Genomic DNA, 24,550 nt, shown 5'->3' on the forward strand with positions numbered 1-24,550 from the left:
CCCCGAAAATGACTGAACAGACCCCCACTGGTGGTGCCTCGTACGCCGCGGCAGGCGTGGACATCGAGGCCGGTGACCGCGCAGTCGAGTTGTTCGGGCCATTGGCGAAGAAGGCCACCCGACCCGAGGTCCAGGGTGGGCTCGGCGGCTTCGCCGGGTTGTTCGCGCTCAAGGGCGGCTACCGCGAGCCCCTGCTCGCTGCCTCCACCGACGGCGTCGGCACCAAGATCGCGGTCGCGCAGGCGTTGGACAAGCACGACACCGTCGGCCTCGACCTGGTCGCGATGGTCGTCGACGACCTCGTCGTCTGCGGCGCGGAGCCGCTGTTCCTCCAGGACTACATCGCCATCGGCAAGGTCGTCCCGGAGAAGGTCGCCGAGCTGGTGTCCGGCATCGCCGAGGGCTGCGTGCGGGCGGGCTGCGCGCTGCTCGGCGGCGAGACCGCGGAACACCCCGGCCTGATGGATCCCGACGACTACGACCTGTCCGCGACCGGTGTCGGCGTGGTCGAGGCCGACGCGGTGCTCGGCCCCGACCGGGTGCGTCCCGGCGACGTGGTGATCGCGATGGGTTCCTCGGGTCTGCACTCCAACGGCTACAGCCTGGCGCGCAAGGTGCTGCTCGACATCGACCGGATGTCGCTGACCGGGCACGTCGAGGAGTTCGGCCGGACCCTCGGCGAGGAACTGCTCGAGCCGACCCGCATCTACGCCAAGGATTGCCTCGCGCTGATCGCCGAGACCGATGTGCGCACCTTCTCGCACGTCACCGGCGGCGGACTGGCGGCCAACCTGGCCCGCGTCATCCCGGCGGGCATGGTGGCCGAGCTGGACCGAGGCACCTGGAATCCGGCGCCGGTGTTCAAGATGATCGCCCAGCGCGGCCGGGTGGAGCGGGCCGAGATGGAGAAGACGTTCAACATGGGCGTCGGCATGGTCGCCGTGGTCGCTCCGGAAGACGTCGATCGCGCCCTCGCGGTGCTCACCGCCCGGCACATCGAATGCTGGACCCTCGGCACCGTGAAGAAGGCCAAGGAGTCCGACGCCGCCCGCGCCGTGCTGCTCGGCGAGCACCCGCGCTTCTGACTGTAGCCGCCGGCTGTCGCGAGAACGCGCGTCTCTCCGTGGCTTCGGCAGCCGGCTCGGGTCGCTGGCGCCGTCCTCGGGTCGGCGGTCGGTAGTACCCGCTCACACGACATCAGCGTCCCGCATCATCGGATGCGGGACGCTGATCTCGTTGTATGGCAAGCCTCTAAGGCGATGTCCCTGCCCCGGTGTCAACGTTCGAAGGGGGAGGCCCGGATGGCCTCCCCCTTCGTCATGTTTTATCCGAGTCAGCGGCGCCAGTCGTCGTAGTCGTCGTCCTCGTCCCAGCGGGATGAGGACGCGTCCGCGTCATGCTCATCGGACAGCACACCGCCACTGCGTTGTTGGGTGGTGGGGCTTCCCGAGAGCTCGCGCTGAAGGCTCGCGAAGTCGGTCGGCGCTGAGCTGTACTTCAGCTCGCGTGCGACCTTGGTCTGCTTTGCCTTAGCCCGGCCACGGCCCATGGCTGACCCCCTCGCGTCACTGCGGGGCGGCCTGGGGTTTGTTGGCGGCCCCGTTCGAATTAATACTCTTCCTGACAGACACTTTAGCGTGTGTCCGGCGGTCGCGCTTCCAGGAGTGGGGGAAGAACTCCCGAACGGAGCCCGTTTGCCCGGTTGTCGCCGTGTGTCCTGGCTCTTAGAGTACGCCGGGAATTGTCCGGATCACCCCGACTCGGGTGCCGCCGCCGAGCACCGGCTGGGCCGCGAGGTCGGTATGCGCCTCGGTCCACTCGACGCCCATCCGTTGCAGAATCGCCAGCGTCAGGGGCATCCGCGCGCGGTCGTGCCCGTCGTCGATCTTGTACGCGAAAGCCCTCCCGTCGGGCAACGCACCCGCGTGCACACCGTCGGCGCCGATCTTGCACACCAGGCCGGGAGCCGCGGCCATGGCCAGCAAATCGGGTGCGTTCGTGCCCGAAATCACTCGCGGGTTCGCGCGAATCGCGTCGGCGACCCGGCGCGGCGGGGTACCGGGCTCGCCGGTGGCCATGGTCGCGAAGGCGCGGGCCAGGTTCATCAGCGAGACAGGAACAATGGGCAGGCCGCAGCCGTCGATGCCCAGGTCGGTCTCCGGTTCGCCGGTGAACTCGGTGACGTTCGTGACCACCGCCCGCTGCAAAGGGTGCGCCTCGTCGAGGTAGCCCTCGGTCGGCCAGCCGTTGATCGCGCAGGTCGCCAGCATGGCGGCGTGCTTGCCGGAGCAATTCATGTAGATCCGGCGCGGTTCGTCACCGGTCAGCGCGGCGGCGCGAGCCCGCTCCTCGAAGGGCAGATCGGGCGGGCACTCCAGCGCCTTTTCGGGGAAACCGAACCGCGCGAGCAGCCGCTCGACCAGAGCGACGTGGTCGGGTTCGCCGAAGTGCGAGGCGGTTGCGATGGCCAGCTCGGCGTCGTCGACCGGCTCGAAACCGTTGCGCAACAGCGTGATCGCCTGCAGGGGTTTGTTGGTCGAACGCGGGAAGATCGGCACGTGTACTTCGCCGAGCTGATGTGTCGGCTCGCCGTCGGCGCCGAGGATCACCAGGGAACCGCGGTGCACGCATTCGCGGAATCCGGAGCGGACGACCTCGACCAGTTCGACACTCATGCCCGCGCCTCGCTGACGCTCGGCTCCGGCATGCGCGATGCACGCTGGCACATGATTCGCTCGCTCCGCTCACTCATGCCTGCACCTCGCTGACGCTCGGCTCCGGCATGCGCGATGCACGCTGGCACATGATTCGCTCGCTCCGCTCACTCATCGCGCGGCTCCCGCCGGGAGATCCCCGCGGCGTTCGGCTGCGCGGGCGGCGTTGGCGGACCGGCGGGCGTGCCGGTCGATCTGCATCCGGATGTCGTCGGAGATGGTCGACTCGTGCTCGAGCAGGGTGGCCAGGCGATCCGCGTCGGCGCCGGTGAACACATCGCGCACGGTGACGCCGTGGTCAGGGACGTGCACCACCTCGACGGCATCGCCGGCGCCGATCGTTCCCTCGGTGAGGACGCGCAGGTAGGCGCCGGTATTGCTGCGCAGTGTGAAGCGCTTGACCCACTGCGCCTCGCCGGACCAGTGCTGGAAGGTCACGCACGGCACCCGCGGCGCGCTCACCTCGAGCAGGGTGTCGCCGATCGCCCAGCGGGCGCCGACCACGGCGTCGCTCACCTCGAGGCCGCTGATGCGCAGGTTCTCGCCGAACCAGCCCGCGGGCAGCTCCCTGCCGAGTTCGTCGGCCCAGTGCTGCGCGTCGTGCTCGGCGTAGGCGTAGACCGCTTGGTGCACGCCGCCGTGGTGCTTGGTGTCGCAGACGTGGTCGCCGTCGAGTCCGAGGGCGCGCACGCCGACTCGACCCGCGACAGGTCGCTTGTCGATGGCGGTGCGGCCGACCCTGGTCGGCACTTCCAGATCGGCGTGCACCACGCAGACCGCAAGCACGCGGGCGGTGTCATCGCTGCGCATCGGCGCCGCTCCCTTCGTCGAGTGGGTGGGAATCGCGAGACTCGGCGTCGAGCGAGGTCGGGTGGATCACCGTCCGCGCAGCCGGTCGACGGCGAGACGGCCTGCTTGCGGCTCGTCGTCGGCGGGGACCGAGTCGGGATCGATGGCGGCGGCGCACGGTCCGGCGACGAGCGCGGTGTCGGCCGGAATCGTGCGCTTGATCAGGGCAAGCGCGATCGGGCCGAGCTCGTAGTGGTCGATGACGGTGCCGAGCCTGCCCACGGTGCGACCGCCCGCGGTGACGTCCTCGCCCGGTGTGGGGCGCTCGTCGGCGGAACCGTCCAAGTGCAGGAGGACCAGGTGGCGCGGTGGCTTGCCCAGGTTGTGCACCCTGGCCACGGTCTCCTGGCCGCGATAGCAGCCCTTGTCCAGGTGCACGGCGCCGTGTTCGTCGACGCCGCCGATCCAGCGGGCCTCGTGCGGGATGGTGCGTTCGTCGGTGTCGAGGCCGATGCGCGGGCGCAGCGCGGCCACCCGCAGCGCCTCGAAAGCCCACATGCCCGCGGGTTCGGCGCCCGCTTCGGTGATCTTGGACCACCACTCGGACAGCCGCTCGCGGGGTATCACCAGGTCGAAGGAGTCGGCGGTCGGCCATGGCATGCGGCGCAGGAAGCCGCCGCCGGGCAGCGGCACGGCCGCGTAGATGTCGGGCAGATCGGCCACGCCGAGCACGGCGGTCAGTTCGCGCACCCGAGGTCCGAGCAGGCTCAGCACCGCGTGGTCGGTGGCCTCACGTGGTTGGGCGTCGGCCCAGAACACCATCTTGCGCAGGAAATCGAGCAGGGCCGGACCATGGTCGGCCTCGGTGTCGGCCCAGACCGTGCCGTCCAGGTCGGTGAGCACGAAGTGGTGCTGCACGCGGCCGTTGAGATCGAGATCCAGATTCTCCGCGGACCGCCCGTCGGCGAGGTCGGCCACGTGCTGGCTGGAGATGGTGTGCAGCCAGCTCAGCCGCTCGGCTCCGGTGATGCTCAGGACGAAGCGGTGCGAGCGATCGATGACCGCGACGCGTTCCGCCGCGGCGCGTTGCTCGCCGAAGGGATTGCCGTAATGCCACGCCACGGTGGCGTCCGGAGCGCCGGGCGGACCCGCGACGGCGCCCGGAACGGAAAGCAGGGGGCTGGGTGCATCGACCACGGACACGTCTTCCACTGTAGTGGCAGTGCCGGACACGGTCCGCCGAGAGCCCGCTCGCGGCCGCCGCGGCGACGCCGGAACGACGCGGCGCGCGGGCAAGCCGCCGATGACTCGCGGACGCGTGCGGGGCGGCGTGGCAAACATAGGCAAGGGCAGTGCATACCGCCTACGCTCGACGCATGGTAGATCGGGTTCTTGTCACACTCGACGGCGTCGTCCAGGATGCGGACGCGCCGTTGTTGTTCGCCGACGACATCGGGGTGCTGCGCGGCGACGGCGTCTTCGAAACGGTGCTGGTGCGCGGTGGGACCGCGGCCGCCCTCGAATTCCACCTCGGCAGGCTACGGCGCTCGGCGCAGGCGCTCGAACTACCGGAGCCCGAGCTGGGCCGCTGGCGCGAGGCCGTCGAGACCGCCGCGAAGGAGTGGGGCAGCGAGCGCGAGGGCATGATGCGCCTGGTGCTGACCCGCGGCCGGGACTCCGAACTATCCGGCGCGCGATCCAGTGTCACCTCGGGCGATCTGGCCGCGGCGGTGCCGGTGCCGACCTGCTACGTGCTGGTGGTGCCGGTGCCCGATCGGGTGGCCAAGGCGCGCACCGAGGGCATCTCGGTGGTGACGCTGCCGCGCGGCATCTCGATCGATCTGGCCCAGGCCGCGCCGTGGCAGCTGCTCGGCGCCAAGACGCTCTCCTACGCGACGAACATGGCCGCACTGCGTTTCGCGCACCGGATGGGCGCCGACGACGTGATCTTCACCAGCACCGAGAACCGGGTGCTGGAGGGTCCGCGCTCCACGGTGGTGATCGCGCGCGACAAGAAGCTGATCACGCCGCCCGCGAAGAACGGTGTGCTGCCCGGCGTCACCCAGCGCGCGCTGTTCAGCGAGGCGCAGAAGGCCGGGTGGACGTGCAGCTACGAACTGCTCTTCACCGCGGATTTGCTGACGTGCGACAGCATCTGGCTGGTCTCCAGCATCAGCCTTGCCGCGCGGGTGAATTCGCTGGACGGTTTGCGTATGTCCGCGCCGGACAACGCGCAGGAGATCATCGAACTGGTAGACCGCGGTATCGATCGGGCAGGCGCCATCGGCGATTGGTGAGGTGACGTCCGCCTCTTCGGGGCGGACACCCGCCGGTTCCCCATGCGTGTCGTGTCCTAACGCACGTTGATTGCCAGACCTTGCCGCGTAGCATTTACTACGACACGTCGTAGTAAGGCTGGAGGGTCGGATGAGTGTTCTGGACATCTCACGTTGGCAGTTCGGCATCACGACCGTCTACCACTTCGTATTCGTCCCGCTCACCATCGGTCTCGCCCCGCTCGTAGCGGGGATGCAGACCGCGTGGGTGATCACCGGCAAGGACCATTGGTACCGGCTGACGAAGTTCTTCGGCAAATTGTTCCTGATCAATTTCGCCCTCGGCGTCGCCACCGGCATCGTGCAGGAATTCCAGTTCGGCATGAACTGGAGCGAGTACTCCCGCTTCGTCGGCGACGTGTTCGGCGCGCCGCTGGCGCTGGAGGCGCTGGTCGCCTTCTTCCTCGAGTCGACCTTCATCGGCCTGTGGATCTTCGGCTGGACGCGATTGCCGAAACTGCTTCACCTGGGCGCGATCTGGATGGTCGCGATCGGCGTGAACGCCTCCGCCTACTTCATCGTCGCCGCCAATTCGTTCATGCAGCACCCGGTCGGTGCGAGGTACAACCCGGAGCGCGGGCGCGCCGAGCTCACCAGCATCTGGGAGGTGCTGACCAACAACACGACGCTGGCGGCGTTCCCCCACGTGGTCGCGGGCGCGTTCCTCACCGCGGGCACCTTCGTGGCGGGCATCGCGGGCTGGTGGATGGTGCGCAACGCGCGCAGCGGGGATCCGGCCAAGGTCGCCGAGGCGCGCACCATGTGGCGCTCCGGCGGACGCGCGGGCATGTGGGTGATCGTGGTCTCCGGCATCGCGCTGGTGCTCACCGGCGACGTCCAGGGCAAGCTGATGTTCGAGCAGCAGCCGATGAAGATGGCCTCGGCCGAATCGCTCTGCCACACCGCGACCGATCCGCATTTCTCGGTGCTCACCGTCGGCACGCACAACAACTGCGACAGCGTCACCCATGTGATCGAGGTGCCGTACGTGCTGCCGTACCTGGCCGAGGGCGAGTTCACCGACGTCACCCTCGACGGCGTGCAAGATCTGCAGAAGGCCTACATCGAGAAGTTCGGCCCCGGCGACTACCGGCCCAACCTCTTCGTCACCTACTGGTCGTTCCGCGCCATGATCGGTCTCGCCGCGGGCTCGATGCTGCTGGTGCTCGCCGGACTGTGGCTCACCAGGCGCGGCAGAGTGCCCGATCAGCGCTGGTACTCGTGGCTGAGCCTGCTGGCCATTCCGACGCCGTTCCTCGCCAACAGCGCGGGCTGGGTGTTCACCGAAATGGGCCGCCAGCCCTGGGTCGTGGTGCCGAACCCGACCGGTGACCCCGCCCTGCGAATGACGGTGCAGCAGGGCGTCTCCGACCACGCGGCGGGCACCGTGATCGCCTCGCTGGTGGTGTTCACCCTGCTCTACGGCGTGCTCGCGGTGGTGTGGTTCTACCTGATGCGGCGGTACGTGATCGCCGGGCCGGAGCAGCCGCCGGTGCGCAAGCCGTCGGGCCCCGGCGAAACGGGCGGTCCCGGTGAGCACGCCGAAGAACCTGCCGTCGAACAGCTTTCGTTCGCGTACTGAGGAGCCCGACGATGAGTCTGCAAGAGTTCTGGTTCGTTCTGATCGGCGTCCTGTTCACCGGCTACTTCGTGCTGGAGGGTTTCGACTTCGGCGTCGGCATGCTGATGCCGGTCCTCGGCAAGGGCAGCGACACCAGGCGGCGCGTGGTGCTCAACACCATCGGCCCGGTGTGGGACGGCAACGAGGTGTGGCTGATCACCGCGGCGGGCGCGATGTTCGCGGCGTTCCCCGAGTGGTACGCCAGCCTGTTCTCCGGGTTCTACTTCGTGCTGCTGCTGATCCTCGTCGCGCTGATCCTGCGCATCTGCGCCATCGAATACCGCGCCAAGATCGACGATCCCGCCTGGCGGGCCCGCTGCGACATCGGCATCGGCATCGGGTCCTGGGTGCCCGCGCTCGCGTGGGGCTGGGTGTTCGCCAACATCGTGCGCGGGGTGCCGCTGGACGCGGACAAGCAGATCACCGGCTCGGCGGCGGATCTGTTCAGCCCGTACGCCCTGCTCGGCGCGCTGACCACCGGCCTGCTGTTCCTGCTGCACGGCGCGATCTTCGTCGGCCTCAAGACCGGTGGCGAGGTGCGGGCCGACGCGGTGCGCCTCGCGCGGCTGCTGCTCGCCCCGACCGCGCTCGTCGTCGCCGGGTTCGGCGTCTGGACGCAGCTGGCCTACGGCGCCGGGTGGACCTGGATTCCGTTGGGGGTCGCGGTGCTCGGATTGGCTGCCGCGGCCGTCGCCGTGTTCGCCGAACGCGACGGGTGGGCGTTCACCGGAACGACCTTCGCCATCGGTGCCGCGACGGTGCTGCTGTTCGGCTCGCTGTTCCCGAATGTGCTGCCCTCCACCATCGGTGACGCGTTCCACCTCACCATCGACAACGCCTCCTCGACGCCGTACACGCTGAAGGTGATGAGCTGGGCGGCGGTGATCGTCACGCCGGTGGTGCTCGGCTACCAGGGGTGGACCTACTGGGTGTTCCGCAAACGCCTGACGGTGGAGCAGATTCCGGCGCACACCGGACTGCCGCTGGGGCCAGTGAAGGACTGATCGGCCATGGCACGTCCACCCGTCGACCCGCGCCTGTGGCGGTATGCCCGCTCGGCCCGCAGGTATCTGGTGCTGAGCGTCGGGTTGTCCGTGGTGATCACGGTGTCGATCGTGGTCACCGCGGTGACGCTGGCCAGGGTGCTGGCAGGCGTCGTCACCGACCCCGGTGCGCGCGGATTCGGTTCGTGGACGGTGGAAATCGCGGTGCTGGCCGGCTCGATCGGCGCGCGGGTGCTGGCCACCTGGGTGCAGGCCAGGGTGGCGCACCGAGCCGGGGCGGACGTGGTCGCCGAGCTCGAGACCGAAGTGCTGGCAGCGGGCGCCCGGCTGACTCCGCGCGAAGTGGAGAGCCGGAGAACCGAACTCGCGGTGGTGGTCGGCACGGGTCTGTCCGGGTTGCGCGGGTATCTGAGCGGTTACCTGCCCGCGCTGCTGCTCGCGGTGCTGGTGCCGCCGATCGTGTTGCTGGTCATCGCGATGCACGACCCGGTGTCCGGTGGGATCGCGCTGGTCACGTTGCCGCTGATTCCGATCTTCATGGTGCTGATCGGGTTGCTCACGCAGGGGCGCGCGGCGGCGACGCTGGAGGCGACGACGCGGTTGTCGGATCAGCTGCTCGATCTGTTCGCCGGGATGCCGACGCTGCGCGCGCTGGGGCGGGAGGCGGGTACGGACACCGCTGCCGCACGGTTCGATTCCGCAGCCGAACGTGGGGTGGCGGCGCAGGCCCGCACCATGGAACACCGTGTGCGCGAACTCGGCGACGCCCTGCGTTCGCGCACGATGCGCGCTTTGCGGATCGCGTTCCTGTCCTCGATGGTGCTGGAGTTGCTCGCGACGCTGAGCGTGGCGTTGATCGCGGTATCCATCGGCCTGCGCCTGGTCTACGGCGGGATGAGCCTCTACGCCGGACTGGTCGCGCTCATTCTCGCGCCCGAGGTGTACCTGCCGTTGCGGATGGTGGGCGAGCGTTTCCACGCGGCCCAGGACGGGATGGCGGCGGCCGACAAGGCGTTCGCGATTCTGGAGCCGGGTAAAGCAATTGCCGACCGTCCGGCGGCGGCGAGCGGCGCGCGTGACCGACGGGGGGAATCGGTCCCCGGGTCGGCGGTCGAACGTCCGGCGGACGATGCTGCCGAGGGTTGGGCGGCTACCGGCGGCGCTGCGAGCCCGGACCCGCGGAGTGCGGGCGGGGAATGCGAGCCGGAATCGCGCACCGGCGCGGCAGGCGATCGTAAGCCGCTCGGTCGCATCGAGATTCGTGAACTGAGCGTCGCGGCTCGGGACGGCTTGGCTCCGGAGGGGCTGTCCGCGGTGTTGCGTCCTGGCGCGGTGACCGTGTTGACCGGGCCCAATGGCAGCGGGAAGTCGACGGCGCTGCTCGCGCTGCTCGGGCTCGTGGCACCGGAGCGCGGGCGCGTGCTCGTCGACGGAACCGATGTGCGTGAGCTGGACGCCGAGTCGTGGTGGGCGCGGGTGGCTTGGCTGCCGCAGCGGCCGGTGCTGGTGCCGGGCACGTTGCGGGAGAACCTGGAACTGCTCGGCGCGCGGGCCGCCGCCGACGCGGATCGCGGGGCGGGCCTCGAAGCCGCCTGCGCAGCCACCGGATTCGACGCCGTCCTGGACGAGCTGCCGCAGCGCTGGGACACCGTCGTCGGCGCGGGCGGCACCGGTCTGTCGCTGGGGCAACGCCAGCGCCTCGCACTGACCAGGGTGCTCGCCGCCGACCGTCCGGTGCTTCTGCTGGACGAGCCGACCGCGCATCTCGACGCGGCGAGCGAGTCCGCGGTACTCGCCGCACTCCAGGCCAAGGCCCGCGCCGGAGCCACGGTCGTCGTCGTCGGTCACCGCCCTGCTGTCCTGGCCGCAGGCGATTACGTTGTGCCCGTGCGCGCCTCGACCCTCGATGTGGCGGTGAGCGGGTCATGAGGACCGCGCGCGCCTTGGTCGTCGTCATCGGTCATCGCCCCACGGTCCTGGCCGCCGCCGATTGCGCTGTGCCCCTGTGTGCCACGACATGCGACGAGGCGGTGAGCCGGTCATGAGTACGCAGAGCGTGCGTGACGATTTCCGCAAGATGTGGGATCTGCTGGCGCTGTCGCCCTGGCGGGTGGCGGTGGCGGTCGGCTGGGGCGTGCTGGCGCTGGGGAGCGGACTCGGGTTGGCGGCCTTGGCCGCGTGGCTGATCGCACGGGCGTGGCAGATGCCGCCGGTGCTCGACCTCAGCGTCGCGGTGGTTTCGGTGCGGGCGCTCGGCATCTCGCGTGGCCTGTGCCGGTACCTGGAAAGGCTTGCGACGCACGATGTCGCGCTGCGGTCGATGACGACCGCGCGCACGAGCGTCTACCGCACGCTGGCGGGCTCGGATGTGTGGTTGCGCCGGGCGCGGACCGCATCGGGGGACACGGGGCCGGAGAGCGCGGCACGGTTGCGGCGCGGCGATCTGCTCGTCCGCATCGGCAGCGATATCGATGATCTCGGCGCGGTGGTCGTGCGCGCGCTGGTGCCGATCGCCGTCGCGATCGTCCTGGCTTTCGCCGCGATCGGGTTGCTGGCCACGATTTCCGTTGCGGCCGCCGTGATTCTGGCCGCGGCGCTCTGGGTTTCCGGCATCCTCGCGCCCTGGCTCTCGGCGCGGGCCGCGCGCGAGGCGGAGACCGCGGTGCGCGCCGACCGTGCCGAATTCACCGCGCAGGCGCTCACCGTGCTGGACCACGCGGCCGAGCTGCGCGTCGCCGGGCGGCTGGACGCGGCGCTGACGGCCGCGAAGGAGGCGGGCAAGCGCGCGGTCGCCGCCGAGGACAAGGCCGCGTCCCACACCGCGTCGGCGGCCGCGGCGACCCCGCTCGCCATCGGCGCGAGCGTGCTGGGCGCCCTGCTCATCGGCATCGTGGCCTACGGACCGAACGGCGGTGCGCCCGGCGCCATGACGCCGATGGCGCTCACCATCCTGGTGCTGCTGCCGCTCTCCGCCTTCGAAGCGGTCGGTCCGCTGCCCGCCGCCGCGCAGGCCATCACCACCGCGCGAGCCGCACTGCGCAGGCTCTCCGCCGCCGAGGCCGCCGACCCGTACCGGGAAGCCGGTCTGCCGCGCGAGTTGCCCGAGCTGCCCGCGGGACGCCGCATCGCCGTCGTCGGGCCGAGCGGGGCAGGCAAGACCACGCTGCTCATGTCCTGGGCCGGTCTCTTCGACACCCCGCGGCCCGACACCACGTTCTTCGCCGAGGACGCCCACCTCTTCGGCACCAGCGTGCTGGAGAACCTGCGCGTGGCGCGCGGCGACATCACCGAAGCGGAAGCGGAGCAGGCGCTGCGCGCGGTCGGTCTGGGCGACTGGCTGGATTCGCTCGCCGGCGGGTTGCACACCGAACTGGTCGGCGGCGCGGCCGCGGTCTCCGGGGGACAGCGCCGCCGCATCCTGCTCGCCCGGGCACTGCTCGCGCCTGCCAAGGTGCTGTTGCTCGACGAACCGACCGAACACCTCGAGGCAGAGGCCGGCGCGGATCTCCTGCGCGCGTTGCTCGACCCCGTTGGCGGACCGGTCGATCCGGATCGGACGGTGGTGGTCGTCACCCATCAGCTGCCCGCCGGGCATCGGGCCGACGCGATCGTGCACGTCGACGCATCGGCCCAGGTCACGATCGAATATCCGGCCCGCAACGGCGCCGTTTCCGCCCCGCGCGAAATTCCGTTGCCGACCTGCTGATCCTTCGATAGTTTCGTCAGTACACAGGAAGGAGGTGGTTCGAAGAATGAGTAATTCCAGGACACGTGAGGTGGCTGTCCGCTAGCGCCGCCGCTGCAGGTGGTATCCGCCCGCGCGACCGCTGAGCGAATACCAGGCAGCCACCCGACCCCCGAGCCCCCGGTCCTGTCCGACCGGGACCCGTGCAGGTTACCGAACCCGCACCGGTACGGCTCGGGGGTCGTTCCTTTTCCAGGGGCGGACTTTCCGACCGGATCGCCCCGGACGAATCGCTAGGCTGCGACGATGGCCGTCGAACCGCTCCCGGACTGGGCGATTCCGCCCGCAGGTGGTTTCACCATCGAGAAGTTTCTGAGTCTGCGGGGGCTCCCGAAGCACACCGAGCTGATCGACGGAAGTCTCGTTTTCGCGAGCCCGCAGCGGAAGTGGCACCGGCAGGCAATCGACTTCCTTCAGCGAGAACTCGACCTCCAAGCACCGCCGCAGCTACGAGCCGACCGTGAGATGGCAGTCAAGCTCGGAAAGCGACAGATGCCGGAGCCGGACGTCATCGTGGTGACACTCGCGAGGCGATGGACCGTGCGGACCCGGACACCTACTACTTCGCAGACGATCTGGCCTTGGCCGTAGAAGTGGTCTCTCCGGACTCCGAAGAGCGTGACCGCGAAACGAAGCCGTTCAAGTACGCCAAGGCGGGGATTCCGCACTACTGGAGGGTCGAGCAAGGAGACGGCACCGTCGTGGTGTATGTCTACGAGCTCGATCCAGCCACGAGTCGCTATGTCCCCACAGGGATCTTCCATGACCGGCTGAAGGTCAGCGTGCCGTTCCCTATCGATATCGATTTGACCGCGATCGGAGAGCGGGGCTGAAAGATGCGCTCGCTGCGATGACGGACGAGTGACCGCGTCTCCGGTCGAAGGCGGCGACCGGAGACGCGAGAGGTCGGTCTACCCGATGTAGCGCTGGAGGCGGGCGGAGAGGCGGGGTTCGAGGGGGCCGTCGGCTACCACGCGTTCTTCGACGTAGGCGAGGTCGCCGGCTTCGATGATGCCGTAGAGGCGCTTGGCGCCGCCGACGACGATGCCGGACTGACTGCGGATGACCACGTCGGTGGCCAACTCCCAGGAGGACTGGGTGAGCGCGGTGCCGTAGAAGAGTTCGACGATGCCGGAGCTGTGCGTCAGCAGCAGTTCGATGACCTCGTCGTTGCCGTCGATGCCGACCCGCCAGAAGCCGGTCTCGCGCAGATCGGGCCCGCCGTAGCTGCCGTCTGTCTCGATGATCCAGGAACGGGCGTCCCAGGAGAGGTAGTCGCCGCCGTCGTGCGAGACGACGATCTGCTGGCCGAAGCGGTAGTCCCCGCGCTCGGGGTCGTTGCCCTCGCCTTCGCCGCGCCAGACGCCGACCATGGGCAGCAGCGCGAGCATGGACGCGCTGAGGTCCGGCCCGAGTCGCAGGTTCGCGGTGTCCTCGGGCAGCGGCAGATCCGGCAGTACCGGAATGTTGCGGGCGCCGGTCGATTTCGCGCGCTCGGCGGCCTCGGCCACGGCCTGGTCGCCGCTGCGCCGGGCGCCCGCGTCGTCACCACGCTTCGGCCCGTTGGCGGGAGCGCTGCCGTTCATCTGTTCACTCGCTCGCTCGGCCGAATCGGAACCTTCGCTCGCGAGGTCGCTCATGACTCGGTGAACAGCCGGTAGAAGACGTACAGACCGAACCAGCCGATCAGCACGGACACCAGGACCAGCAGAATTTCGAAGAAGAGGACCACGTCTCGGAGTCTAACGAGCGCCGCTCCGGGCAACGCAACGGCCCCGGAGCTTCCGCGGGGGAAGCGCCGGGGCCGTTGGGGTTCGAGCGCCTTACTTGGCGACCGCGACGTCCACTGCGTGGATGCCCGCGCCCTCGGGGCTGACCTCGGCCGAGCCGTTGCCCGCGGAGGACAGCGCACGGACGGTCCACGAGCCCGGAGCCGCGAAGAACCGGAAGTCACCGGTGCCGGAGGCGACGACCTCGGCGGTGAAGTCACCGTTGCCGTCGAGCAGCCGCACGAACGCGCCGCCGACCGGCTGACCGTCGGTGCTCAGGACGCGGCCGGTGATGACCGTCTCCTTCTCCACGTCGACGCCTGCGGGGATGGCCTGACCCTGGGTAGGTGCTGCACACATGTTGATTACGCTCCCAACTCGATCGGTGCACCGACGAGGGAGCCGTACTCGGTCCAGCTCCCGTCGTAGTTCTTGACGTTCTGGTGGCCGAGCAGCTCCTGCAGCACGAACCAGGTGTGCGAGGAACGCTCGCCGATGCGGCAGTAGGCGATGGTGTCCTTCTCGCCGTCCAGACCGGCTTCCTTGTAGATCTCGGTGAGCTCGGCGTCGGACTTGAAGGTGCCGTCCTCGTTGGCCGCCTTGCTCCACGGCACGTTGATCGCGCCGGGGATGTGGCCGGGACGCTGGCTCTGCTCCTGCGGCAGGTGCGCGGGAGCGAGGATCTTGCCGGAGAACTCGTCAGGCGAACGCACGTCGACCAGGTTCTTGGCGCCGATGGCCGCGATGACCTCGTCGCGGAACGCGCGGATCGTCAGGTCGGGCGCCGCCGCCTTGTACTGGGTGGCGGGACGGTTCACGGCCTCGATGGACAGCGGACGGCCGTCCAGCTCCCACTTCTTGCGGCCGCCGTCGAGCAGCTTGACGTTGTTGTGGCCGTACAGCTTGAAGTACCAGTACGCGTACGCGGCGAACCAGTTGTTGTTGCCGCCGTAGAGGACGACCTCGTCGTCGTTCGCGATGCCCCGCGCCGAGAGCAGATCGGAGAACTGCTCCTGGTTCACGAAGTCACGACGAACCTGATCCTGCAGGTCCTTCTTCCAATCGAGCCGGACGGCGCCCTCGATGTGGCCGCCATCGTAGGCGGAGGTGTCCTCATCGACCTCGACGAAGACGACGCCGGGGGCGTTGAGGTTCTCTTCGGCCCAGTCCACGGAGACCAGGACATCGGAGCGAGCCATTGTTTTCCTTTCAGAGATGACTTGCAGGGTCAGTTCGATGCCGGGGCCCCGGCGGGAGCGTTGGGCCCGGAGGCGGAAGCGCGCGTAACCACGGAGGGCTCGCGGACGCCGCCATGGACTCTGTTCCGGCGGAGGCGGGCGACCAGCGGGTAGATCTGGCAACCCAGGCAGATCCCGAACGCCGCGTTCAGGAACGCCGCGAACAGGGCAAAGCCGGCGAACACCACGCCGACGACTGTGGAGCCGAGCGCGAAGCCCAGCAGGCTGACGGCCGCGAACACGAAGCCGAGCAGCTGCGCGAATCGCAGCGGCGGCGTCGGTTCGGTCTCGCTGGTGGGGGCGAGGCGCGGCGCGAGGAAGGTGGCGAAGATGCGGCCGTACGGGTGCTTGCGCGGACCGGCGGCCGCGCCGATCGCGAAGACGACCGCCTGCAGCGCGATCAGGACCGCGGCGACGGTGGGCGAAACGGTCGCGACGAGCAGGACCAGGACGAGGACAGCGGTGGTGACCCAGGCCGCGAAGCGCGGACCGCGCACGTCGACGCGGTCGATTGCGGCGGGAATGACTGATTCTTCGGAAGTGTTCCGGGTTTCGGTGGACATTGTGCGTACTCCTGCGCTGAAAGCGTTGATTGGCTGGAAATTCGCCAGCTCGCCGGGGGATTGACCAATCACTCGCGCGGCGGGCAGCGGTCGGCGTCAGGAAGATCCGGGGACAGCCGACCGATCAGCGGCACAGGCAGCAACAACCACCGAGCCGACACAGATCCACTGTGCGGCGTCGGGTGAGCATCAGCTCGTGGTCGGATTGCACGAAAGGCAGTTTACCCAATTGGGCCGGAGAATTGGACCCGGGGTGCGTCACAGTCGCGGTCCAGCGGCTTTACGACTGGTTTTGCCCCGTCAAGGGGGCCAACGCGGTACGCAGATCGCCGGGCTTGGGCACACCCGAGATGCGGAAGCGCTCGCGGCCCTCGATGTCGAAGACGAACGTGGTCGGCAGCGAAAGCACGTTCAGTTCCTTGGCCAGCGCGGGTTCGGCATCGATGTCGACTTCGATGTCCTGCGGCGGGCGCGGCGTCTCCGCCAGGTCCGTCGCGACTCCGGCAACCACCCGGCGAACCGCGACGCACGGCCCGCACCAGTCGGCGGAGAAGTGCAGCACCGCGGGACCGGACCCGGTCACACCTACCGCGGCGAGCAGGTCGGCGCGCGCGGAGCCGGTCTCGGCGGCGGGCGCGGCGGCGCGCAGCTTGCCTTGGCGGCCGCGCAGCACCAGTCCGACGGCGAGTGCGGTGAGCAGAACGAGAGCGAGAAGTGTGAGTTCGGTCATGGTCTCTGCAGCTGGTCCAGGTCGATCGTCACGTTCTCTCCTTTGCCCTCGACCAAGATCTGCCCGCCCAGCGCGAACACCTTCGTCGGGCGCACGCCGAAGGGCAGGTCCTTCGTATCGATAGTGCGCGTGAAGCGCGCGAGCACCGCGGGCCGGTCGGCCTCGGACACGACGGCGGTGGTGGTCAGGTCGGTATCGCTGCTCCGGTAGAAGCCGGTGGCGACGATCTTGACCTGGTCGCCGTCCAGCGTCAGCTCGGCCTGCACCGCGACCTTGTCACCGCTCTGCGCGCCCGACTTGCCCGGCTGCGCGGTGCTGCCCGGCAGCGTGCCGGTGAGCACGAGCGCGCCCTCGGTGGTCATGCCGGTGCCGCCGGAGCCGCCCGTTCCGTCGGATTTGTCCGCCGGCCGCGAATGCACTTGCAGGTCGGGGATATTGAACAGACGGCCGAGCTCGACCGGCTCGATGCGCATCGCCGCCTGGACCTTCTCCACCGGCACCTTGCGCACAGTGCCGTCGGCCAGGTCGCTCAGGCTCACCCGGACGCCGGTGAGCGTCGCGTCCACCGAGATCTCGCCGGGGATGTCGGGACGGACCGCGGCCGCGCGGATCACCATGCTCTGATAACGCCCGTCGAGCGCCTGGGCGAGAAACGGGAAACCGTGGATGGTCACCTCGGGATCGGCGCTGAGATCGGCCCCCTCACGCAGGGTGCGCGAGACGCGGTACTCCGAGTAGGCGGCGGCACCGAAATCGATGACGACCGCCAAACCCGCGAGACACAGCAGTCCGATGATCAGCTTGCGCATGCCATGAACAGTAATGCGACGGCGCGTTCCGAGTCGCGACGGTCTCGTCGGCGGCACTTCGCTCACCCGGATGGCGAGGTCATCGGGGTTGACGCGCTAATCTTGCACTCGATTACCTGTGTATTAGCGATGCGGCTTCGGCGATGCTGCCGTAGCTTCGGCGCTACGAGATGGGAGGAGGGCTTGTGGAGCTGCTCCTGCTGACCTCCGACCCCAACCCCGAGTCGGTGTTGCCCTCGCTCGCGCTACTCGCGCACAACGTGCGGCCTGCTCCGACCGAGGTGGCGTCGTTGTTGGAGGCGGGCACCGCCGACGTCGCGCTGGTCGATGCCCGCACCGATCTGGCCGCCGCCCGCGGACTGTGCCGCCTGCTCGGCAGCACCGGTTCGTCGGTGCCGGTCGTCGCCGTGCTCACCGAGGGCGGGCTGGTCGCGGTCAACGCGGACTGGGGGCTGGACGACATCCTGCTGCCCGGCACCGGTCCCGCCGAACTGGACGCGCGGCTGCGGTTGCTCGTCGGTCGCAACGGCGGCGTCGCGAGCCCCGAGAACACCGGCAAGATCACCCTGGGCGAGCTCGTCATCGACGAGGGCACCTACACCGCCCGGCTGCGCGGCCGTCCGCTCGACCTCACCTACAAGGAGTTCGAGCTCCTCAAATACCTCGCCCAGCACGCGGGCCGGGTCTTCACCCGCGCCCAGTTGCTGCAGGAGGTGTGGGGCTACGACTTCTTCGGCGGCACGCGCACCGTCGACGTGCACGTCCGTCGTCTGCGCGCCAAGCTCGGCAGTGAGTACGAATCGCTCATCGGCACGGTGCGCAACGTCGGCTACAAGGCGGTCCGCCCGTCGCGCACCGCCACGAAGGGCGAGCCCGTCACGTTCCCCGACGACGACACCGAGGGCGACGACTCCACCCTGACGCCGCTCAACGGCTCGGTGCAGTAGCAAGCACGCGCGGGCCGCCGGAATGCCGGAGCGGCTGTCGGCGCTGACACACTGCGGACGAGAGCGGCGCCGAGCGGGTGCCGCGGGCGATGGCGTACGGAGCGACGCCGGGATGAAAAGGGGCAGGGCATGGTCGACGTGCGATGGGCCGACGAGTTGGATGCCGACACCGCGCGGTCAGTGCGCGAGTTGCTCGGGCGAGCGACCTCCGCCGACGGCGTGGCCCCCGTCTCCGAACAGGCCGTCCTCTCGCTGAACGAGAAGGGCTCGGCGAGGCACCTGCTCGCCGAGCGGGCGGGCGCGATCGTCGGGTACGCCAATCTCGTTCCGGCACACGGGGATCACCCCGCGATGACGGAAGCCGCCGTCGATCCCGGCGCCCGTGGCAGCGGTGTCGGAACCGAACTCGTGCGCGCCGCACTGGCGGAAGGCGGGGCGGGTGCGCGGGTATGGGCGCACGGCGACCGACCCGCGACCAAGGCGGTCGCGGCCCGGCTCGGCCTCGTGACCGCGCGCGAGCTGTGGCAGATGCGACGCCCGTTGGCTACACCCGAGCTACCGGAGCTGACGGTCCAGGACGGGCTCGTCCTGCGCACCTACTCCGGCCCCGCCGACGACGCGGAGCTGCTTCGCGTGAACAACGCCGCGTTCCATTGGCATCCGGAGCAGGGCGGCTGGACCGAACGCGATATCGAGGTACGCCGCGCCGAGCCGTGGTTCGACCCGAAAGGCCTGTTCATCGCCACCGCCTCCGACGACCCCGCCCGCATCCTCGGCTTCCACTGGACCAAGGTGCACCACGAGGAGCGGCCCGCGGTCGGCGAGGTCTACATCGTCGGCATCGATCCCGCCGCCCAGGGCCGCGGCCTCGGCCGCCTGCTCACCCTCGCGGGTCTGCACTACCTGCGCGACTGCGGGCTTCCGGAGGTACTGCTCTATACGGAAGCCGACAACACCGCCGCCGTCCACACCTACACCCGCCTCGGCTTCACCACCGCACACGTCGACGTCGCCTACGCCGCGCAGGAGACCGATCGGAACTGACTCGAACGAAGCGGTTCGCCGCCCGTGGGGGAAGCGAGGCCCAGCGTCGAGGATCTGACGCAATTCGGCCGAAACCCCAACGGCGCATGGCGCGAAAGTGACGACCCGGGGCCGCTCAGTAAAGCTGCGGCAAATGTCACACAAAACAGACCCAATCGCGCCGGGGTGTTCACCTTGCGTTCACTCAGCTTGGTCCAACTGTCAACCGGGCGACTTTACGTTACTTAAGGGCAGTGCAGCCGCTGCCTGGTGCGCAAGTTCCCCGCGAACGGCACCACAACACCCGCCCGGGCCGGTGAGGGACCGGGCGTGTCGGACGCGATTCCCGGAGGAATAGTGAATCTCAAGCGCAGCAGCGCCCTGGTTGGTGTGCTGGCCGTTGTCGCCATGCCCCTTGCCGCCTGTGGCAGCGACGACAACACCACCGGCGACCCGAGCAACGCCGCCAACACCAGCGTCGCCTGCGGCGGCAAGAAGTCGCTGAAGGCCAGTGGCGCTTCCTCCCAGAAGAACGCCATGGAGCGCTTCATCGCCGCCTACGAGGCGAACTGCGACGGCTACACCCTGAACTACACCTCCAGCGGCTCCGGTGCGGGCGTGAACGAGTTCCTCGGCAGCCAGACCGATTTCGGTGGCTCCGACTCGCCGCTGAGCTCGAAGAAGGAAGAGCCCGCCAAGGCTCAGGAGCGCTGCGGCGCGCCGGCGTGGAACCTGCCGACCGTCTTCGGCCCGATCGCGATCACCTACAACATCGACGGCGTCACCGACCTGGTGCTCGACGGCCCGACCGCCGCCAAGGTGTTCAACGGCACCGTCGCCACCTGGGACGCGCCCGAGATCAAGGCGCTCAACCCGAACGCCAAGCTCCCCTCGGAGAAGATCGCCGTGATCTTCCGCTCCGACGAGTCGGGCACCACCGACAACTTCCAGCTCTACCTGGACGCCGCCTCCGACGGCGCGTGGGGCAAGGGCGCGGGCAAGACCTTCAACGGCGGCGTCGGTGAAGGCGCCAAGGGCAACGAGGGCACCTCGGCCGCGATCAAGAGCACCAAGAACTCGATCACCTACAACGAGTGGTCCTTCGCGAAGTCGCAGAACCTCTCCGTCTCGCAGATCGTCACCTCGGCGGGCAAGGACCCGGTGAAGCTGTCGGTCGAGACCGCGGGCAAGGCCATCGACGGCGTGAAGATCAAGGGCGAGGGCAACGACCTCATCCTCGACACCAGCTCGTTCTACAAGCCGACCGCCACGGGCTCCTACCCGATCATGATGGCGACCTACGAGATCGTGTGCTCGAAGTACAGCGACGCCGAGACCGGCAAGGCCGTCAAGGCGTTCCTGACCTCCGCCGTGACCAACGGCCAGAAGGGCCTCGACGAGGGCGGGTACATCCCGATCCCCGAGCAGTTCAAGACCCGCCTGACCACCGCGATCAACGCCATCTCCTGATCGCATAACCATGACCGTGCACCCTGAGGTGACCGCACCGGGCTCGTCGGACTCGACGGGCCCGTCGGCGGCTGGAGATACTGCGCAAATGCCGAGTGATACGAACACCGAGCCGGCCCGGGTGAAGAGCCGTCCGCCCCACAGCCAGCGCGCCGAGGCGATCTTCCACTCGCTCGCGACGGCAGCGGGCGCGATCATCGTCGCGTCCATCGCGTTGATCGCGCTGTTCCTCTTGATTCGCGCAGTGCCTTCGCTCAGGGCCGACCAGGTGAACTTCTTCACCAGCACGGAGTTCAGCACCACCAACGCGGACAACCTGCGGTTCGGCATCCGTGACCTGCTCATGGTCACGGTGCTGAGCTCGATCTTCGCGCTGGCGATCGCGGTGCCGATCGGCGTCGGCATCGCGCTGTTCTTGACCCACTACGCGCCGAAGGCTTTGGCGCGCCCGTTCGCGATGCTGGTCGACCTGCTCGCCGCGGTGCCGTCCATCGTCTTCGGTCTGTGGGGTTTCCTGGTGCTCGCCCCGGAGCTGGAACCGGTGCAGCGCTTCCTGAACGAGAACCTCGGCTGGTTCTTCCTGTTCTCCGACGGCAACGTCTCGATCGCAGGCGGCGGCACGATCTTCACCGCGGGCGTGGTGCTCGCGGTGATGATCCTGCCGATCATCACCTCGGTCTCGCGTGAGGTCTTCAACCTCACCCCGGTCTCGCACATCGAGGCCGCCCAGGCGCTCGGCGCGACCAAGTGGGAGGTCGTGCGGATGACCGTGCTGCCCTACGGGCGCAGCGGTGTGATCGCGGGCTCGATGCTCGGCCTCGGCCGCGCGCTCGGCGAGACCATCGCGGTACTGGTCGTGCTGCGCACCTCGGCACAGGCGGGTGGCTGGTCGCTGTTCGACGGCGGCTACACCTTCGCCTCCAAGATCGCTTCGGCGGCATCGGAATTCAGTTCGCCGCTGCCGACCGGCGCCTACATCGCCGCGGGCTTCGTGCTGTTCGCGCTGACATTCGTGGTCAACGCGCTGGCCCGGCTCGCGGCAGGCGGAAAGGTGAACGGCTGATGGCAACGCTGACGAAGTTCGACCAGCCGGTCAAGGCCCCGACCTTCCGGCACGTGAGCCCCGCCAGGCGGGTGAAGAACCACCTCGCCACCGGCCTGGTCACCGCCTGCTTCGCCATCGCGCTCGTGCCGCTCGGCTGGGTGCTGTGGATGGTGATCAGCAAGGGCATCAGCGCGATCGCCTCCCTCGACTGGTGGCAGAAGTCGCAGAAGGGCATCCTGCCCGATCAGTTCGGTGGCGGCGTCTACCACGCGATCTACGGCACCGTCGTCCAGTCGGCGGTCGCGGCGATCATCGCTGTACCGCTCGGCATCATGGCCGCGGTCTACCTGGTGGAGTACGGCCGTGGCAGGCTCGCCAAGGTCACCACGTTCATGGTCGACATCCTGGCCGGCGTGCCCTCGATCGTCGCGGCGCTCTTCATCTTCGCGCTGTGGATCGCCACGTTCGGCGCCCCGCAGAGCGCCTTCGCGGTGTCGCTGGCGCTGGTGCTGCTGATGCTGCCCGTGGTGGTGCGCAGCACCGAGGAAATGCTGAAGCTGGTGCCCGACGAGTTGCGCGAGGCCTCCTACGCGCTCGGTATTCCCAAGTGGAAGACCATCGTGCGGATCGTCATCCCGACCGCCGCGCCCGGCATGATCAGCGGCACCCTGCTCGCGCTCGCCCGCGTGATGGGTGAGACCGCCCCGGTGCTGGTGCTCGTCGGCTACGCGAAGTCGATCAACACCAACCTCTTCGACGGCAACATGGCCTCGCTGCCGCTGCTGATCTACCAAGAGCTGGCCAACCCCGAGGCCGCGGGCCGCGAACGAGTCTGGGGTGCGGCGCTCACGCTGATCCTGCTCATCGCGCTGCTGTACGCGGCGGCGGCGGTCGTCAACAAGCTGCTCACGCGGAACCGATAGAAGCGAACGGATATTCGGATGGCCAAGCGTATCGACGTCAAAGACCTGAACATCTACTACGGCAAGTTCCACGCGGTTGCCGATGTCTCGCTCACCGTGTTGCCGCGCAGCGTGACCGCCTTCATCGGCCCGTCCGGCTGCGGTAAGTCCACCGTGCTGCGCTCGCTCAACCGCATGCACGAGGTGACCCCGAGCGCGCGCGTCGAGGGCGCGGTGCTGCTGGACGGCGAGGACATCTACGGCGCCACCGTCGACCCGGTCGGCGTGCGCCGCACCATCGGCATGGTGTTCCAGCGGCCGAACCCGTTCCCCACCATGTCGATTCGCGACAACGTGGTGGCCGGGCTGAAGCTGCAGGGCGTGCGCAACAAGAAGGAACTCGACGAGGTCGCCGAGCGCTCGCTGCGCGGCGCCAACCTGTGGAACGAGGTCAAGGACCGCCTCGACAAGCCGGGTGGCGGTCTGTCCGGCGGTCAGCAGCAGCGTCTGTGCATCGCCCGCGCCATCGCGGTCTCGCCCGATGTGCTGCTGATGGACGAGCCGTGTTCGGCGCTCGACCCGATCTCCACGCTCGCGATCGAGGACCTGATCACCGAGCTGAAGAAGGAATTCACGATCGTCATCGTGACGCACAACATGCAGCAGGCCGCGCGTGTGAGCGACCAGACCGGCTTCTTCAACCTGGAGGCCCAGGGCAAGCCGGGCAAGCTGATCGAGATCGACGACACCGAGAAGATCTTCTCCAACCCGGGCCAGAAGGCGACGGAGGACTACATCTCCGGTCGCTTCGGCTAGAAGGCGCAAACGAGAACGGCCCGCGCGAAACTCGCGCGGGCCGTTCTGTCTGTCCTGGTTGGCATGCCCGGCGCCGACCGCTGGCGGCAGGCGTCCTCGCGCGGGGTTCACACGCTTCGCAGACGCCGCAACGTCTGCGAAGCGTGGGAAGAGTGTGCGAGGAACTGATCGAGCTGTATGCAGCTCGGCCCCGGCGTGTTCCGCCGGGGCCCGAGAAGTGCTTGCGATCCGCGGGTGCCCTCTGCTGTTGCCCGGCAGCAGTGCGCGTCGGGCGGCGCGTTTCAGGCTTCGGTGTCGGGGTCTGCGGGGAGCACGCCGGTGACGAGGAAGATTACGCGGCGGCCGATCTCCACCGCGTGGTCGGCGAAACGCTCGTAGTAGCGGCCGAGCAGGGTGACGTCCACCGCCGCGGCGACGCCGTACTTCCAGTCCCGGTCCATCAGCAGGGTGAACAGGTGGCGATGCAGATCGTCCATCGCCTCGTCGTCCTGGTTGAGCTGGGCGGCGCGCTCGGGGTCGCGGGTCTCGAGGACCTCCTTCGCGCCCGCGCCCATGTTCACCGCGATGCGGCCCATCTCGGCGAAGTAGCCGTTCACCGATTCGGGCAGCGCGTGATTCGGATGGCGCCTGCGGGTGACCTTGGCGACGTGCAGGGCAAGCGCACCCATCCGGTTCACGTCCTGCACGATCTGGATGGCGCTGACCACCTGGCGTAGATCGCCCGCGACCGGCGCCTGGAGCGCGAGCAGCGCGAACGCCTTCTCCTCGGCGTCGGTGATCATTTCGGCGATCCGGTCGGACTCGGTGATCACCTGCTCCGCAAGCGAAAGATCGGCCTGCAGCAGCGACTGGGTGGCCCGGTCCATGGCCGTACCCGCGAGACCGGCCATCTCGCCCAGCAGGTGGGCGAGGTCGGCCATTTGCTCGTTGTAGATGACACGCATAAAACCAGACACTAGTTCCCGGCCCTGTCCAAGTCACCAACGGAGGGTGAATGACGGGTGCTACCGGGTCCTCGCAGCTGAGCCC

At 68.9% G+C, this 24,550-nt stretch carries 24 protein-coding genes and 1 pseudogene; 14 read left to right on the plus strand and 11 right to left on the minus strand.

Features of this window, described 5'->3' with window-relative positions:
- The first annotated feature begins 8 nt into the window (after positions 1–8).
- Positions 9–1,085 (plus strand): phosphoribosylformylglycinamidine cyclo-ligase, encoded by a 1,077-nt coding sequence (purM, locus tag ACRWNM_RS04235; protein ID WP_431963689.1) that lies wholly within the window; start codon positions 9–11, stop codon positions 1,083–1,085.
- Positions 1,086–1,333: 248 nt separating this feature from the next.
- Here purM and ACRWNM_RS04240 read toward each other — a convergent pair whose 3' ends face one another.
- The 4 genes from ACRWNM_RS04240 to ACRWNM_RS04255 form a co-directional block, all read right to left on the minus strand.
- Positions 1,334–1,549, minus strand: coding sequence for a DUF3073 domain-containing protein (locus tag ACRWNM_RS04240; protein WP_431963691.1), 216 nt, complete (start codon positions 1,547–1,549; stop codon positions 1,334–1,336).
- Between the two features lie 175 nt (positions 1,550–1,724).
- Complete coding sequence (locus ACRWNM_RS04245; RefSeq protein WP_431963693.1) at positions 1,725–2,675, minus strand: asparaginase; 951 nt, start codon at positions 2,673–2,675, stop codon at positions 1,725–1,727.
- A gap of 150 nt (positions 2,676–2,825) precedes the next feature.
- Positions 2,826–3,524 (minus strand): MOSC domain-containing protein, encoded by a 699-nt coding sequence (locus ACRWNM_RS04250; RefSeq protein WP_431963695.1) that lies wholly within the window; start codon positions 3,522–3,524, stop codon positions 2,826–2,828.
- Between the two features lie 66 nt (positions 3,525–3,590).
- Complete coding sequence (locus tag ACRWNM_RS04255) at positions 3,591–4,706, minus strand: YgfZ/GcvT domain-containing protein (RefSeq protein ID WP_431963697.1); 1,116 nt, start codon at positions 4,704–4,706, stop codon at positions 3,591–3,593.
- A gap of 173 nt (positions 4,707–4,879) precedes the next feature.
- Here ACRWNM_RS04255 and ACRWNM_RS04260 point away from each other — a divergent pair, with 173 nt between their 5' ends.
- From ACRWNM_RS04260 to ACRWNM_RS04290, 7 genes are all read left to right on the plus strand, one after another.
- A complete protein-coding gene (locus tag ACRWNM_RS04260; protein ID WP_431963699.1) occupies positions 4,880–5,800 on the plus strand; it encodes an aminodeoxychorismate lyase in 921 nt (306 codons plus the stop codon).
- A gap of 130 nt (positions 5,801–5,930) precedes the next feature.
- Positions 5,931–7,421, plus strand: a complete 1,491-nt coding sequence (locus ACRWNM_RS04265; RefSeq protein ID WP_431963701.1) for a cytochrome ubiquinol oxidase subunit I — start codon at positions 5,931–5,933, stop codon at positions 7,419–7,421.
- 11 nt (positions 7,422–7,432) lie between these two features.
- A complete protein-coding gene (gene cydB, locus ACRWNM_RS04270; protein WP_431963703.1) occupies positions 7,433–8,464 on the plus strand; it encodes a cytochrome d ubiquinol oxidase subunit II in 1,032 nt (343 codons plus the stop codon).
- A gap of 6 nt (positions 8,465–8,470) precedes the next feature.
- Positions 8,471–10,393 (plus strand): ABC transporter ATP-binding protein/permease, encoded by a 1,923-nt coding sequence (locus ACRWNM_RS04275; protein WP_431963705.1) that lies wholly within the window; start codon positions 8,471–8,473, stop codon positions 10,391–10,393.
- Between the two features lie 112 nt (positions 10,394–10,505).
- A complete protein-coding gene (locus tag ACRWNM_RS04280) occupies positions 10,506–12,170 on the plus strand; it encodes an ATP-binding cassette domain-containing protein (RefSeq protein ID WP_431963707.1) in 1,665 nt (554 codons plus the stop codon).
- A 285-nt stretch (positions 12,171–12,455) separates the two neighbouring features.
- Positions 12,456–12,800, plus strand: coding sequence for a Uma2 family endonuclease (locus ACRWNM_RS04285; protein WP_431963709.1), 345 nt, complete (start codon positions 12,456–12,458; stop codon positions 12,798–12,800).
- Positions 12,743–13,042, plus strand: coding sequence for a Uma2 family endonuclease (locus tag ACRWNM_RS04290; protein WP_431963711.1), 300 nt, complete (start codon positions 12,743–12,745; stop codon positions 13,040–13,042). The genes ACRWNM_RS04285 and ACRWNM_RS04290 overlap by 58 nt, the downstream gene beginning before the upstream one ends.
- Positions 13,043–13,120: 78 nt before the next feature.
- Here ACRWNM_RS04290 and ACRWNM_RS04295 read toward each other — a convergent pair whose 3' ends face one another.
- From ACRWNM_RS04295 to ACRWNM_RS04320, 6 genes and pseudogenes are all read right to left on the minus strand, one after another.
- Positions 13,121–13,849, minus strand: coding sequence for an FABP family protein (locus ACRWNM_RS04295; protein WP_431963713.1), 729 nt, complete (start codon positions 13,847–13,849; stop codon positions 13,121–13,123).
- Between the two features lie 183 nt (positions 13,850–14,032).
- Complete coding sequence (locus tag ACRWNM_RS04300; protein WP_431963715.1) at positions 14,033–14,338, minus strand: DUF1416 domain-containing protein; 306 nt, start codon at positions 14,336–14,338, stop codon at positions 14,033–14,035.
- A 5-nt stretch (positions 14,339–14,343) separates the two neighbouring features.
- On the minus strand, positions 14,344–15,177 hold the full coding sequence (locus tag ACRWNM_RS04305) for a sulfurtransferase (RefSeq protein ID WP_431963717.1): 834 nt from the start codon (positions 15,175–15,177) through the stop codon (positions 14,344–14,346).
- 128 nt (positions 15,178–15,305) lie between these two features.
- Positions 15,306–15,779, minus strand: a pseudogene (locus tag ACRWNM_RS04310) (DUF4395 domain-containing protein); the annotation flags it as partial.
- 280 nt (positions 15,780–16,059) lie between these two features.
- The gene (locus ACRWNM_RS04315; RefSeq protein WP_431963719.1) at positions 16,060–16,509 is read right to left on the minus strand and encodes a thioredoxin family protein; all 450 of its coding nucleotides are present in this window, start codon (positions 16,507–16,509) and stop codon (positions 16,060–16,062) included.
- Entirely contained in the window at positions 16,506–17,318 is an 813-nt protein-coding gene (locus ACRWNM_RS04320; protein ID WP_431963721.1) for an LmeA family phospholipid-binding protein, read from the minus strand. The genes ACRWNM_RS04315 and ACRWNM_RS04320 overlap by 4 nt, the downstream gene beginning before the upstream one ends.
- Before the next feature lie 185 nt (positions 17,319–17,503).
- On the opposite strand from ACRWNM_RS04320, the gene ACRWNM_RS04325 reads away from it, so the two are divergent.
- The 6 genes from ACRWNM_RS04325 to pstB all read left to right on the plus strand — a co-directional run bounded on the left by ACRWNM_RS04325 (position 17,504) and on the right by pstB (position 23,521).
- On the plus strand, positions 17,504–18,265 hold the full coding sequence (locus ACRWNM_RS04325) for a winged helix-turn-helix transcriptional regulator (protein ID WP_431963723.1): 762 nt from the start codon (positions 17,504–17,506) through the stop codon (positions 18,263–18,265).
- Positions 18,266–18,394: 129 nt separating this feature from the next.
- Entirely contained in the window at positions 18,395–19,309 is a 915-nt protein-coding gene (gene mshD / locus ACRWNM_RS04330; protein WP_431963725.1) for a mycothiol synthase, read from the plus strand.
- Positions 19,310–19,645: 336 nt separating this feature from the next.
- On the plus strand, positions 19,646–20,758 hold the full coding sequence (pstS, locus tag ACRWNM_RS04335) for a phosphate ABC transporter substrate-binding protein PstS (RefSeq protein ID WP_431963727.1): 1,113 nt from the start codon (positions 19,646–19,648) through the stop codon (positions 20,756–20,758).
- A gap of 88 nt (positions 20,759–20,846) precedes the next feature.
- A complete protein-coding gene (pstC, locus tag ACRWNM_RS04340; protein ID WP_431963729.1) occupies positions 20,847–21,821 on the plus strand; it encodes a phosphate ABC transporter permease subunit PstC in 975 nt (324 codons plus the stop codon).
- The gene (gene pstA, locus ACRWNM_RS04345) at positions 21,821–22,726 is read left to right on the plus strand and encodes a phosphate ABC transporter permease PstA (RefSeq protein WP_431963731.1); all 906 of its coding nucleotides are present in this window, start codon (positions 21,821–21,823) and stop codon (positions 22,724–22,726) included. Before pstC ends, pstA begins: the two co-directional genes overlap by 1 nt.
- Before the next feature lie 18 nt (positions 22,727–22,744).
- Positions 22,745–23,521, plus strand: coding sequence for a phosphate ABC transporter ATP-binding protein PstB (pstB, locus tag ACRWNM_RS04350; RefSeq protein WP_067790438.1), 777 nt, complete (start codon positions 22,745–22,747; stop codon positions 23,519–23,521).
- A 281-nt stretch (positions 23,522–23,802) separates the two neighbouring features.
- On the opposite strand, the gene phoU is transcribed toward pstB, so the two are convergent.
- Positions 23,803–24,465, minus strand: coding sequence for a phosphate signaling complex protein PhoU (gene phoU / locus ACRWNM_RS04355; protein ID WP_431963734.1), 663 nt, complete (start codon positions 24,463–24,465; stop codon positions 23,803–23,805).
- Positions 24,466–24,550: the final 85 nt, after the last annotated feature.

It is taken from the genome of Nocardia sp. bgisy134 (assembly GCF_965341865.1).
GTDB lineage: Bacteria > Actinomycetota > Actinomycetes > Mycobacteriales > Mycobacteriaceae > Nocardia.

What these genes read in the sequence shown, in the direction of transcription:
- purM (WP_431963689.1), top strand. Translation starts at nt 9, where the DNA reads ATGACTGAACAGACCCCCACTGGTGGTGCCTCGTACGCCGCGGCAGGC.
- ACRWNM_RS04240 (WP_431963691.1), bottom strand. Translation starts at nt 1,549, where the DNA reads ATGGGCCGTGGCCGGGCTAAGGCAAAGCAGACCAAGGTCGCACGCGAG.
- ACRWNM_RS04245 (WP_431963693.1), bottom strand. Translation starts at nt 2,675, where the DNA reads ATGAGTGTCGAACTGGTCGAGGTCGTCCGCTCCGGATTCCGCGAATGC.
- ACRWNM_RS04250 (WP_431963695.1), bottom strand. Translation starts at nt 3,524, where the DNA reads ATGCGCAGCGATGACACCGCCCGCGTGCTTGCGGTCTGCGTGGTGCAC.
- ACRWNM_RS04260 (WP_431963699.1), top strand. Translation starts at nt 4,880, where the DNA reads ATGGTAGATCGGGTTCTTGTCACACTCGACGGCGTCGTCCAGGATGCG.
- ACRWNM_RS04265 (WP_431963701.1), top strand. Translation starts at nt 5,931, where the DNA reads ATGAGTGTTCTGGACATCTCACGTTGGCAGTTCGGCATCACGACCGTC.
- cydB (WP_431963703.1), top strand. Translation starts at nt 7,433, where the DNA reads ATGAGTCTGCAAGAGTTCTGGTTCGTTCTGATCGGCGTCCTGTTCACC.
- ACRWNM_RS04275 (WP_431963705.1), top strand. Translation starts at nt 8,471, where the DNA reads ATGGCACGTCCACCCGTCGACCCGCGCCTGTGGCGGTATGCCCGCTCG.
- ACRWNM_RS04280 (WP_431963707.1), top strand. Translation starts at nt 10,506, where the DNA reads ATGAGTACGCAGAGCGTGCGTGACGATTTCCGCAAGATGTGGGATCTG.
- ACRWNM_RS04285 (WP_431963709.1), top strand. Translation starts at nt 12,456, where the DNA reads ATGGCCGTCGAACCGCTCCCGGACTGGGCGATTCCGCCCGCAGGTGGT.
- ACRWNM_RS04290 (WP_431963711.1), top strand. Translation starts at nt 12,743, where the DNA reads ATGGACCGTGCGGACCCGGACACCTACTACTTCGCAGACGATCTGGCC.
- ACRWNM_RS04295 (WP_431963713.1), bottom strand. Translation starts at nt 13,849, where the DNA reads ATGAGCGACCTCGCGAGCGAAGGTTCCGATTCGGCCGAGCGAGCGAGT.
- ACRWNM_RS04300 (WP_431963715.1), bottom strand. Translation starts at nt 14,338, where the DNA reads ATGTGTGCAGCACCTACCCAGGGTCAGGCCATCCCCGCAGGCGTCGAC.
- ACRWNM_RS04305 (WP_431963717.1), bottom strand. Translation starts at nt 15,177, where the DNA reads ATGGCTCGCTCCGATGTCCTGGTCTCCGTGGACTGGGCCGAAGAGAAC.
- ACRWNM_RS04315 (WP_431963719.1), bottom strand. Translation starts at nt 16,509, where the DNA reads ATGACCGAACTCACACTTCTCGCTCTCGTTCTGCTCACCGCACTCGCC.
- ACRWNM_RS04320 (WP_431963721.1), bottom strand. Translation starts at nt 17,318, where the DNA reads ATGCGCAAGCTGATCATCGGACTGCTGTGTCTCGCGGGTTTGGCGGTC.
- mshD (WP_431963725.1), top strand. Translation starts at nt 18,395, where the DNA reads ATGGTCGACGTGCGATGGGCCGACGAGTTGGATGCCGACACCGCGCGG.
- pstC (WP_431963729.1), top strand. Translation starts at nt 20,847, where the DNA reads ATGCCGAGTGATACGAACACCGAGCCGGCCCGGGTGAAGAGCCGTCCG.
- pstA (WP_431963731.1), top strand. Translation starts at nt 21,821, where the DNA reads ATGGCAACGCTGACGAAGTTCGACCAGCCGGTCAAGGCCCCGACCTTC.
- pstB (WP_067790438.1), top strand. Translation starts at nt 22,745, where the DNA reads ATGGCCAAGCGTATCGACGTCAAAGACCTGAACATCTACTACGGCAAG.
- phoU (WP_431963734.1), bottom strand. Translation starts at nt 24,465, where the DNA reads ATGCGTGTCATCTACAACGAGCAAATGGCCGACCTCGCCCACCTGCTG.